We start from the raw sequence: 11,371 nt of genomic DNA, 5'->3' as shown, positions 1-11,371 counted from the left end.
CTCCCTTCCCCGCTTCGCGGCCGCGCCGCCCCTCTCCCCCGCACCCGGACCGACAGGCCCCGTGGCCCGGAGCCGGTCGCATCCGCCGGACAGCCCTACAGCGCCTTGACGGCCTCCGCCGTCCCGCGGGCCAGGGCGTCCAGGTAGCCCTTGGGGAGCTTCGGGGCGCGGATGACGACCACGCGCCAGTACAGCGGGCCCGAGATCAGGTCCAGGGCCAGCTCCCGGTCCAGGCCGGGGCGGATCTCGCCGCGGCTCTCGGCCGCCGCCAGGATGCTGCTGGCCACGCTCTCCTGACCGTCGCGCAGGGCCTTCTGCATGGCCTCGGCGATGTCCGGGTTGCGGGCCGCCTCGGCCTGCAGGTCCGGGATGACCTGCGAGGCCACGGGATGGCGCAGGGCCCGGGAGGTCACCTCGTACAGCAACCGCAGGTCGGCCTCCAGGGAGCCGGTGTCCGGTGCGGGCAGGCCCTGCACGGCGAGCGCCGAGACGATGTCGAGCACCAGGTGCAGCTTGGAGCGCCAGCGGCGGTACACCGCGGTCTTGCCGACGCCCGCGCGCCGCGCGATCCCCTCGATGGACATGCGCGCGTAGCCGACGGCCGCGAGCTCCTCGAAGACCGCGGTTCGGATCGCCTCCGTCACGTCCTCGCGCAGTACGGCCGCCCCGGCGGGGGCGCGGCGGCGCGGGCGCGTCCGGGAGTCCTCGGCGTTCGTCGTCATGGGGCCAGCATAGGGCGTGACGACGAAACGGTTGCGTCCCGACGTCATTTCGCCCTACGCTCACGTTGCGACGATACGGTCCCGTTCCGACGTAAGAAACCGTGAAGAGGACCGTAAGAAACCGTTCCGAGCGAAAGAGCACCGGATGTGAGCCAGGTCCTCCACGCACCACCCCCCACCCCGGCCCCGGCCGAGGGCGGCCTCGCGGCGCTCGCCGCCCGCCACGGCCTGTCCGTCAGCGGCGCCCGCCCCTCCCTGCCGGAGTACGTGCGCCAACTGTGGGCGCGGCGCCACTTCATCAGCGCCTTCGCCACGGCCAAGCTGACCGCCCAGTACAGCGAGGCGAAGCTCGGCCAGATCTGGCAGGTGGCCACCCCGCTGCTGAACGCGGCGGTGTACTACTTCATCTTCGGCATCCTGCTGGGCACCAGCCGCGGCGTGGCCGACTACATCCCGTTCCTGGTGACGGGGGTGTTCGTCTGGACGTTCACACAGAACTCGATCATGTCCGGCACCCGCGCGATCTCCGGCAACCTCGGCCTGGTGCGGGCCCTGCACTTCCCGCGGGCCGCGCTGCCGGTCTCGTTCGCGCTGCAGCAGCTCCAGCAGCTGCTGTTCTCGATGGCCGCCCTCGTGGTGATCCTGCTCTGCTTCGGCATGGCGCCCGGCGTGTCGTGGGCGCTGGCCCTCCCGGTGCTGGCGCTGCAGTTCGTGTTCAACGCCGGCGTCTCGATGGTCATGGCCCGGATGGGCGCGAAGACGCCGGACATCGCTCAGCTGATGCCGTTCGTCCTGCGCACCTGGATGTACGTCTCCGGCGTCATGTGGAGCATCGACAAGACGCTCGCGCGCAACCACACGCCGCACGTGCTGAAGGTGCTGCTGGAGTCCAACCCGGCCGCCGTCTACATCGACCTGATGCGCTTCGCACTGATCGACAGCTTCAAGGCGAACCAGCTCCCGCACCACGTGTGGGCGCTGGCGCTGGGCTGGGCACTGCTCGCCGGTGTCGGCGGGTTCGTCTACTTCTGGAAGGCCGAGGAGACGTACGGCCGTGGCTGAGCGCACCGAACCCGTCCCCACCGTCATCGCCGACGAGGTCGACATCGTCTACCGGGTCAACGGCACCGGTTCCGGCCGCGGCAGCGCGACCGCCGCCCTCGACCGCATCCTGCGCCGCGGGAAGGCCGAGAAGGCCTCCGGCGTACGCCGGGTGCACGCCGTGAAGAAGGTCTCGTTCGTCGCCTACAAGGGCGAGGCGATCGGTCTGATCGGCACCAACGGCTCCGGCAAGTCCACGCTGCTCAAGGCGGTCGCGGGCCTGCTGCCGGTGGAGAACGGCAGGATCTACACCAACGGCCAGCCCTCCCTCCTCGGCGTGAACGCGGCGCTGATGAACGACCTGACCGGCGAGCGCAACGTCCACCTCGGCGGCCTGGCCATGGGCATGTCCCGCGAGGAGGTCAGGTCGCGCTACCAGGAGATCGTCGACTTCTCCGGCATCAACGAGAAGGGCGACTTCATCACGCTGCCGATGCGCACGTACTCCTCCGGCATGGCGGCCCGGCTGCGCTTCTCCATCGCCGCCGCCAAGAACCACGACGTCCTGCTGATCGACGAGGCGCTGGCCACCGGCGACCGCAAGTTCCAGAAGCGCTCCGAGGAACGCATTCGGGAGCTGCGCAAGGAGGCCGGCACGGTCTTCCTGGTCAGCCACAACAACAAGTCGATCCGCGACACCTGCGAGCGCGTGCTGTGGCTGGAACGCGGTGAGCTGCGCATGGACGGGCCGACCGAGGAGGTCCTGGAGGCGTACGAGGCCTTCACCGGCGGCGCCGGCAAGCGCACCGGGAAGTAGCCGGCCGGGAGGGAGTCACGGCACCACGGCGTACAGCACCTCGCCGCCCGGGCCGTGCGCCACCGCCCGCAGGTCCGGGTCGCTCCGGGGACCGCGTCCGTCCAGGACCCAGCGCACCCCGTACTCGCGCAGGATCTCCCTGCGGGCGAGGGCCGGCGTGCCACGCGTGTAGTAGCGCTGCACCGCCAGCTCGCGCCGGAACTCGTCCGGCAGGAAGAAGTCCGGGTAACCGGGGGCGACGGTGTAGGGGCCGTAGGCCGGGATCTGCCGGGAGGGGAGGTCCCGGGCCATGACCACCTCCCCGTACCTCACATACGGGGTGATCCAGTCGTACCCGGGCCATGGCGGGGTGTAGTCGGCCGCGAGCACGTCCGGCAGCGCGTCGCGTCCGACGGCGTATCCGAGCACTCCGGCCTGGGTCCACGCGCCCACGGCCAGCGCCGCGGCCAGTGCCCACGCCCAGCAGGTCCGTACGGCCCGCAGGCCGCCCTGGACCACCTCGAGCGCGGCGGCGAGCTGGGCCGGGATCAGGGCGGCGGGCAGGGCGCGGCCCCAGGAGTAGTGGCCGTCCGCGAAGCCCGCCGCGCACACCGGCGCACCCAGCAGGAAGAAGATCACCAGGGGGTCCCGCCGGTCGCGCCGCCACCGCAGGGCCAGGGCGGCCACCCCGAGCAGGGCCAGCCAGTAGCGGCCCAGGAAGTCCGTGTAGAGCGCCCGGTGCACCCCCTCCAGGTCATCGCCGGCCGAGAGCAGGGCGAAGAAGTCGTAGTACGGCCACAGCCACAGCACCAGCAGGCCCAGCGCCGCCGCCGCGGCGAGCCGCGGCCACAGCGCCCGCGCGGGCCGGGCGGAGAGCACCGAGGCCAGGCCGCCCAGGGTGGCGACGAGCCCGGTGAACTGGTGGCAGAGCAGGATCGCCGCCCACAGCACCCCGAGCGCCGGCCACGTCCTCCATTCGGTGGGCGTGCGCAGCGCCCGGGTGAGCCACGCCCAGAGGTGGAAGGAGAGGCCGAGGGTGAACACGCTGGGGTACGACACCGTCAGCGCGAGGGAGTTCAGGGAGAGGAAGCCGCTCCAGTTGATGACGGCCGTTCCCCAGAGCAGGACGAGGCTCAGGGCGGCCAGGGCGGGCGCCGCCCGGTGCGCGCTGAGTGTCCTGACGTACCGCCACACGCCCGTCACCAGCAGCGCGAGCCCGGCGAGCGCGGCGAGGCGCAGGACGCCGAAGGCCGACAGGCCGGTCGCCCGGGCGACACAGCCGAGCAGCAGCATCCACGGCGAGTAGTACGGGCTCGGGGTGTCCGCGTCGACGAGTGGGTTGCCGGGGTGGAGCAGGTCGTGCCGCAGCCGCTCAATGGTCGCCGCGTGCATGCCGAGATCGCCGGCCCAGGGCAGCGGGACGATCACCCATAACAGCAGGACGACGAGGGGCAAGGCGGCCGAACGGGGCGCGACGGCTCGTCCCGGGATGGCCGCCGGCCGAGGGGCGGCTCTGCCCGTGGGAGACGCCTCAGCCGGTGCCGCGCGCATCGGCCAGGGGGTTCGCAGTCACACGGCAACTTTATCCAAATGTCCCGAATTTCCCTACTTAGGAGCAGAAGAGCGCCCCGGACCGTCCGGTCCGGGGCGCTCTCGACGACGTACTGTCCGGGGGTCCGGAGGCGCGCTACGAGTGCGTGCGCAGCAGCGTGCGCATCGTCCGCATCGCCACCGACAGGTTGGCGAGGTCGAACGCGTCCGATCCCTGGATCTCCTCGAGCGTGGCGCGCGCCCGGGAGAGGAGCGCCGCGTTCTTCTGCTCCCACACCTTGAACCGCTGCTCCGGCGTGGCGGAGCCGTTGCCCACGGCCAGGACGTCCGCGGTCAGGGCCGCGTGCGCCGCGTACAGGTCCTCGCGGATCGCCGCACGGGCCATGGACTGCCACCGGTCGGCGCGCGGCAGCTCGATGATGCGGTCCATCAGCTGGGTGATGTGCAGACGGTCGGCGAGGTCGTAGTACACCTCGGCGACGTCCATCGCGTCCTTGCCCATGCGGTCGGCCACCGAGACGATGTCGAGCGCCGGGAAGGCGGAGGAGAACCCGGCCACCCGCGTGGCCAGCTCGTCCGGGACGCCGGCGCCGGACAGCTCGTCGTAGACCTGCTGGTACCACTCCAGGTCCGCGCCCTTGAGCAGCTTGGGCAGGGCCGCCCAGACCTGTCCGACCCGGTCGGCGAAGAACTCGACGGTCTCGCCGAGCTCCAGCGGCTGCTGCCGGTTGTTCAGCAGCCAGCGCGTGCCGCGCTCGACCAGGCGGCGCGAGTGCAGCCGGATACGGGTCTGGACGTCGGCCCGGACCTTGTTGTCCAGCGCCTCGACCGCGTCCCACACCGGTGCCGACCGGAAGATCGCGCGGGCCACCGTCTGCGCCCGGACGATCTCCTCCAGCGACGCGCCGGTCTCCTCCCGCAGACGGTGCAGATAGGTCGTACCGCCCGTGTTGACCGTGTCGTTGACCAGGACGGTCGTGGTGATCTCGCGGCGCAGCGGGTGGTTGTCGATCTGCTCGCCGAACTGCTCGCGCAGCGGGGTCGGGAAGTAGGTGTGCAGCAGACCGCGCAGGTACGGGTCGTCCGGCAGCGAGGTGTGCAGCAGCTCCTCGGCGACCGTGATCTTCGTGTACGCCAGCAGGACGGCCGTCTCCGGACCGGTCAGGCCGTGCCCGGCGGCCAGCCGCTCACGGATCTGCCGGTCGGTGGGCAGGAACTCCAGTGCCCGGTCCAGGTGGCCTTCGCGCACCAGGTGCTTCATGAAGCGCTGCTGGGCGTGGATCATGTCCTTGGACTGGGCGAGCGCGTTGGCGATCGCCGTGTTCTGCGCGTAGTTGGTGCGCAGCACCAGGGCGCCGACCTCGTCGGTCATCTCGGCGAGCAGCTTGTTGCGCTGCTTGACGGTCATGTCGCCGTCCGCGACCAGGCCGTTGAGCAGGACCTTGATGTTCACCTCGTGGTCGGAGGTGTCCACGCCGGCGCTGTTGTCGATGGCGTCGGTGTTGTTCCGGACGCCCTGCATCGCGCACTCGATCCGGCCCAGCTGGGTGAAGCCCAGGTTGCCGCCCTCGCCGACGACCTGGACCCGCAGGTCGCGGCCGTCGACGCGGATGGCGTCGTTGGCCTTGTCGCCGACGTCGGCGTGGGACTCGGTGGACGCCTTGACGTACGTACCGATGCCGCCGTTCCACAGCAGGTCCACCGATGCCTTGAGGACCGCCCGCATCAGGTCGGCCGGGGTCAGCTTGGTGACACCGGACTCGATGCCGAGGGCCTCGCGGATGTGCGCGTTGACGGGGATCGACTTGGCCGTACGGGGGAACACCCCGCCGCCTGCCGAGATCAGCTCGGCGTTGTAGTCGGCCCAGCTGGAGCGCGGCAGCTCGAACAGGCGGCGGCGCTCGGCGTAGGAGACGGCCGCGTCCGGGTCGGGGTCGATGAAGATGTGCCGGTGGTCGAAGGCGGCGACCAGCCGGATGTGCTCGCTCAGCAGCATGCCGTTGCCGAACACGTCACCGGACATGTCACCGATGCCGACGACCGTGAAGTCCTCGGTCTGGGTGTCCACGCCCAGCTCCCGGAAGTGCCGCTTGACCGACTCCCAGGCGCCGCGGGCGGTGATGCCCATGCCCTTGTGGTCGTAGCCCGCCGAGCCGCCGGAGGCGAAGGCGTCACCGAGCCAGAAGTCGTACGACTGGGCGACCTCGTTGGCGATGTCCGAGAACCGCGCCGTTCCCTTGTCGGCCGCGACCACCAGGTAGGTGTCGTCGCCGTCGTGCCGCACGACGTCCTGCGGGGGCACGACCTCGCCGGCGACCATGTTGTCGGTGATGTCGAGCAGTGCCGAGATGAACGTCTTGTAACTGGCGACGCCCTCCGCCATCCACGCGTCCCGGTCCACGCTCGGGTCGGGCAGCTGCTTGGCGACGAAGCCGCCCTTGGCGCCGACCGGCACGATGACGGTGTTCTTCACCATCTGCGCCTTGACCAGGCCGAGGATCTCGGTACGGAAGTCCTCGCGCCGGTCGGACCAGCGCAAGCCCCCCCGGGCGACCTTGCCGAAACGCAGGTGCACGCCCTCCACACGCGGCGAGTACACCCAGATCTCGTACGCCGGGCGCGGCGCCGGCAGGTCCGGGATGGCCTGCGGGTCGAACTTCATGGAGACGTAGTCGTGCGGCCGGCCGTCCTGCGCCTGCTGGAAGAAGTTGGTGCGCAGGGTCGCCTTGATGACGGTGAGGTAGGCCCGCAGGATCCGGTCCTCGTCGAGGGAGGCCACCTGGTCCAGGGCCGCGTCGGCCTCTTCGAGGAGCGCGTCCACGAGCTCGTGCCCGGCGCCCTGGCGTTCCGGCGACATCCGCGCCTCGAACAGGGAGAGGAGCACCCGGGTGGTGTGGACGTTGTTGCGGAGGGTGTCCTCCATGTAGTCCTGGCTGAAGGTCGAGCCCGCCTGGCGCAGGTACTTGGCGTACGCGCGCAGCACCATCGCCTGCCGCCAGGTCAGGCCCGCGGACAGCACCAGGGCGTTGAACCCGTCGTTCTCCGCCTTGCCCGTCCAGACGGCGGCGAAGGCGTCCTGGAAGCGCCCGCGGGCGTCGTCGCCCAGGTAGTCGCCGCTGCCGCTGACCTCCTTGGGCATGCGCAGACCGAAGTCGTAGATCCACGCCGTCGTGCGGTCCGCGCAGCGCAGCTCGTACGGCCGCTCGTCGGTGACCTCGACGCCGAGACTGCTCAGCACCGGCAGAACGGCGGACAGGGAGACCGAGCCGCCCTTCTGGTAGATCTTGAAACGGCGCTCCTCGGGGGCGGCGCCCACCGGCTCGTACAGGCTGAGCACGAAGGTCTTGTCCTCGTTCAGCTGCTCGAGGTTGACCAGGTCGGCGACCGCGGCGCGCGGGGTGTGGTCGGCCTTGTAGCCCTCGGGGAAGGCGCCCGAGTAGCGGCGCAGCAGCTCCGCGGCGCGCTCCTCGCCGAGTTCGGCGGTCAGCGCCTCGGAGAAGGCGTCCGCCCAGGAGCGGGCGGCCTCGACCAGGCGGGCCTCGATGCGCTCCTTGTCGCCGTCGGACAGCTGCGGCAGCTCGGTGCCCTGCGGCACGCGGACGACGAAGTGCAGCCGGGAGAGGACCGACTCGGTGTTCCAGGCGGTGAAGTCGACGCTGGTGCCGCCCAGCTCCTCCTTGAGGATGTCGATGATCCGCAGGCGTACGCCGGTGGTGTAGCGGTCGCGCGGGAGGTAGACGAGGGCCGAGTAGTAGCGGCCGTACTCGTCCTGGCGCAGGTACAGGCGCAGCCGGCGGCGCTCCTGCAGGAACAGCACGGAGGTGGCGATCGCCTGCAGCTCGCCGGCCGGGGTCTGGAAGAGCTCGTCGCGCGGGTAGGTCTCGAGGATCTGCAGCAGGTCGCGTCCGTCGTGGCTGTTGGGCGAGAAACCGGCGAGCTCGAGGACCTCGTCGACCTTGCGCCGGATGACCGGGACCCGGCGCACCGACTCGGTGTAGGCGGCGGACGAGAACAGGCCGAGGAAACGGCGCTCGCCGACGACCTCGCCCTTGTCGTTGAACTTCTTGACGCCGATGTAGTCCAGGTAGGAGGGCCGGTGGACGGTGGCCCGGCTGTTGGCCTTGGTCAGCACCAGCAGCCTGTGCTCGCGCGCCTTGGCGCGGGCGTCGGCGGGCAGCCGCTCGAAGGACGGGCTGACCGGGTGGCTGTCGTCGCCGGCGTGCGGCGGGTCCGCGCGCAGTATGCCGAGACCCGTGCCGGGCAGGGCGGCCAGGGAGTCGTCCTCGCGCAGCTGGTACTCGCGGTAGCCGAGGAAGGTGAAGTGGTCGTCGGACAGCCAGTGCAGCAGCTCGCGGGCCTCGTCGACCTCCCGCGGGTGCAGGTCGCCGGGCACGGACTCGCCGGGCAGCCCCTCGGCGAGCCGGATCGCCGCCTCGCGCATCTTCTCCCAGTCCTCGACGGCCTCGCGGACGTCGGACAGCACGCGCAGCAGGTCGGCGGTGATCTGCTTGAGGTCGGCGCGGTCGGTCTCGCGGTCGATCTCGACGTGGATCCAGGACTCGGTGAGCGCGTCGTGCGGCAGCGGCTCGCCGGGTGCCGCGGTGGGCAGCACCTCGATGAGCTTGCCGGTGACGTCCCGGCGCACCGCGAACTGCGGGTGGACGACGACGTGGATGCCCCGTCCCTGCCGGGTCAGCTCGTTCGTCACGGAGTCCACGAGGAAGGGCATGTCGTCGGTGACGACCTCGACGACGGAGTGGGTGCAGGTCCAGCCGTTCTCCTCGACGGTCGGAGTGTGGACCCGGACGCTGGCCGTGCCCTGCGGGCGGTTCTCGGCCAGGCGGTAGTGGGAGTAGGCGGTTCCGAAGACGTCGACCGGGTCGCGGTCCGTGAGGTCCTCGGGGGCGGTGTGCAGGTAGAAACGCTGGAGGAAGGCGAGGACGGAATCCCGGTCCGGGGCGCCCTCGCCCGTCGACCCGGCCGGGAGATGACCCCCGACCGGACTGTTCTCAGCTACCCGGGCGGCCCTCTCGAGCAGCTCGGCCTTGGCTTCGTCCAGCTTGGTCTGCATTGTCCTCTGGCTCCTGTCGCGCGCCGTTGCGTGACGTAGAAGGAAGTACGGTCTCCGCCCTTGCGGCGTGACGCCTCGGACCGGGGCACCCGGTCCACTCCGACGCTATGCCTCGGGGTGAGATGAACGGGGGGATATCAGCCATCTTCGATGCGTCCGGCGGGTGTGACGCTGCTCTCCATGGCACCGGTGTCTGGAGTTGACGCGGCTTCCTGGGGGCCGTCGCACCCCCTTCCCGCCCGCGAGAATCAGCGACCGCCGCCCGGACACGGATGTGGTCCGTGCTCACCGGGCGCACAGCGGAGGCGACGGTGCCCCCGCGAGCTATCGCGCTGATCACGCCACCAAGGCTATCCCTCCTCACGGGGGGCCCGTCATGAGCCGTATGTGTACAAAACCAGGGGTGGAAGTTTGACGTTCTGCACAGGGGTGGTGGGGGCGGAAGCAGCGTATACCTGCTTGTCCTCCTTGACCGCTTCTGCCCCTCTTTCCTCGTTTCCCTCCTGCTTCCCGACCTTCCCGGCCTTCCCTCTTCCGCTCTCACTCCGCGAGGCGGTGGGCCTCGGCGACCGCCTCGCCGAGTGTGTCCACCACCGGCACGCCGGCCTCCTCCAGGCCGGCCCGGCTGTGCGAACCGCCGGTGTAGAGCACCGCCCGTGCCCCGGCGTGCCGCGCGGCCAGCGCGTCGTCCGCCGCGTCCCCGATGACCACCGTGCGCGCCGGGTTCACCGTCCCGGCGAGCAGATCCAGGTGCCGCACCATGTGCGCGGCCTTGCTGCCGCCGGACGGCCCCGTCCGCCCGTCCACCCGCAGGAAGTGCGATTCGATTCCGAAGCCCTGCACCAGCGGGACGAGGTCCTCGTGCCCGTACATGCTCAGGATCGACTGGCTGTGACCGGCCGACGTCCAGCCGGTGAGCAGGTCCACCGCTCCCTCGGTCAGCGTGCAACGGGTGCGGTGCTCGGTGTAGTACCGGTGGAAGACGACGTCCATCGCGTCCCACTCGGCCCCGGTGGGGAGCCGGCCCAGCAGCCGCTCGTAGAACTTCGGGATCGGCACGCAGTACAGCGCGCGGTACTGCTCCAGCGTGATCGGCTCCAGGCCGAGCTCGGCGAACGCCGCGTTCGTCGCCCCGACGACCGCGTCGTTGTCGTGGAACAGCGTGCCGTTCCAGTCCCAGACGATGTGCGTCCCTGATTGCTTCCCCATGCCAAAAACGTACTCGCCGCCACTGACAATCAGGAGAACAGCGGCTCAGGGGCGGGTCCGGGGCCCCGATGGGTTCTCAGTCGCCGAGCCCGACGAGGTGGGGGATCTCCTGCGTGGCGTACCACAGCAGCTCGTGGTCCTCGGCGCCGTCCACGACGAACTGGGCGTCGTCGTCCCCGGCGTCCGCCGCCCCCAGGGCCTCGGCCGCGGCGGTCACGTCCGCCGCCGCGTCGTCCGCGTCGACGTGCACGGCGGCCGTCCTGGCCAGGGGCACGGGGCCGGTCACCCGCACCTCGCCGAGCGCGGCGGGGTCGAGTCCGCGGTCGGGGTCGGCCGCCGCCGTGCTGTCGGGCACGTCCACGGCGACCACGACCCGGCGCCGCGGCACACCCGGGTCCATGGCCAGCAGCCGCAGCGAGGCCAGCGCGGCCCGGCTCAGCGCGGCGTACTCCAGCTCCTCGATGTCGTCGGAGAGGTACCACTCGCGCAGGGCGGGCGTCACGGCGTACGCGAGGAGCGACTCCGCCCCGAGCTCCCCCGTCTTGTGCGCCTCGGCGAGGCCGGGGAGGGTCAGAGGGACGTAGACACGCATGGCAGGCCGCTTTCGTGGTCGGAGGGTTCGCCACCCGGACGGCCTTCAGGATACGTGCGCAAGCCTCCTTTCGAGTCCTGGCCACGCCCCCTGAACCGTCCACTCCATGCCCCTCGTCTCACCCGGTGCTCCCCCGTTCTCCCGGGGTCCGTGACCCCCTCGATCACACGGACAGGTGAATCCGTCCGCCCCGCGACGCGCGTCGCGCCTTCCTTGCCGTCGTCGCTTTTGCCCCGTACAAGAGGCCCAACAGAAAGTTACTGCCCGGTACACACCGGGTGACCGCACCGAACGGGGACTCATGAACAAGGTCATGACCAGGGCCCAGCGCCGCCCGGGCACCCGCCCGCCGAGCCGCCACGACACCCGCCGCCCCGGCGGCTCTCCAC

The 11,371-nt window shown here is 71.0% G+C and carries 7 protein-coding genes; 2 read left to right on the top strand and 5 right to left on the bottom strand.

Annotated features, from left to right (window positions below):
• Nucleotides 1-95: 95 nt before the first annotated feature.
• Nucleotides 96-722, bottom strand: a complete 627-nt coding sequence (locus tag C1I97_RS21175; RefSeq protein ID WP_111004797.1) for a TetR/AcrR family transcriptional regulator — start codon at nucleotides 720-722, stop codon at nucleotides 96-98.
• A gap of 147 nt (nucleotides 723-869) precedes the next feature.
• On the opposite strand from C1I97_RS21175, the gene C1I97_RS21170 reads away from it, so the two are divergent.
• On the top strand, nucleotides 870-1,784 hold the full coding sequence (locus C1I97_RS21170) for an ABC transporter permease (protein ID WP_111004795.1): 915 nt from the start codon (nucleotides 870-872) through the stop codon (nucleotides 1,782-1,784).
• The gene (locus C1I97_RS21165; protein WP_111004794.1) at nucleotides 1,777-2,580 is read left to right on the top strand and encodes an ABC transporter ATP-binding protein; all 804 of its coding nucleotides are present in this window, start codon (nucleotides 1,777-1,779) and stop codon (nucleotides 2,578-2,580) included. The genes C1I97_RS21170 and C1I97_RS21165 overlap by 8 nt, the downstream gene beginning before the upstream one ends.
• 15 nt (nucleotides 2,581-2,595) lie before the next feature.
• On the opposite strand, the gene C1I97_RS21160 is transcribed toward C1I97_RS21165, so the two are convergent.
• From C1I97_RS21160 to C1I97_RS21145, 4 genes are all read right to left on the bottom strand, one after another.
• Nucleotides 2,596-4,110: a hypothetical protein gene (locus C1I97_RS21160; RefSeq protein WP_181446829.1), complete on the bottom strand. Its 1,515-nt coding sequence runs from the start codon at nucleotides 4,108-4,110 to the stop codon at nucleotides 2,596-2,598.
• Between the two features lie 136 nt (nucleotides 4,111-4,246).
• A complete protein-coding gene (locus tag C1I97_RS21155) occupies nucleotides 4,247-9,181 on the bottom strand; it encodes an NAD-glutamate dehydrogenase (protein ID WP_111004793.1) in 4,935 nt (1,644 codons plus the stop codon).
• Nucleotides 9,182-9,721: 540 nt separating this feature from the next.
• Nucleotides 9,722-10,390, bottom strand: a complete 669-nt coding sequence (locus C1I97_RS21150; protein WP_111004792.1) for an HAD family hydrolase — start codon at nucleotides 10,388-10,390, stop codon at nucleotides 9,722-9,724.
• 76 nt (nucleotides 10,391-10,466) lie between these two features.
• The gene (locus C1I97_RS21145) at nucleotides 10,467-10,982 is read right to left on the bottom strand and encodes a DUF6912 family protein (protein ID WP_111004791.1); all 516 of its coding nucleotides are present in this window, start codon (nucleotides 10,980-10,982) and stop codon (nucleotides 10,467-10,469) included.
• Nucleotides 10,983-11,371 lie beyond the last annotated feature (389 nt).

Source organism: Streptomyces sp. NTH33, from assembly GCF_003236365.1.
Lineage (GTDB): Bacteria > Actinomycetota > Actinomycetes > Streptomycetales > Streptomycetaceae > Streptomyces.
The sequence above is the reverse complement of the archived record's forward strand: the minus strand, read 5'-3'. Positions and strand labels throughout refer to the sequence as shown.

What these genes read in the sequence shown, in the direction of transcription:
- C1I97_RS21175 (WP_111004797.1), bottom strand. Translation starts at nt 722, where the DNA reads ATGACGACGAACGCCGAGGACTCCCGGACGCGCCCGCGCCGCCGCGCC.
- C1I97_RS21160 (WP_181446829.1), bottom strand. Translation starts at nt 4,110, where the DNA reads ATGCGCGCGGCACCGGCTGAGGCGTCTCCCACGGGCAGAGCCGCCCCT.
- C1I97_RS21155 (WP_111004793.1), bottom strand. Translation starts at nt 9,181, where the DNA reads ATGCAGACCAAGCTGGACGAAGCCAAGGCCGAGCTGCTCGAGAGGGCC.
- C1I97_RS21150 (WP_111004792.1), bottom strand. Translation starts at nt 10,390, where the DNA reads ATGGGGAAGCAATCAGGGACGCACATCGTCTGGGACTGGAACGGCACG.
- C1I97_RS21145 (WP_111004791.1), bottom strand. Translation starts at nt 10,982, where the DNA reads ATGCGTGTCTACGTCCCTCTGACCCTCCCCGGCCTCGCCGAGGCGCAC.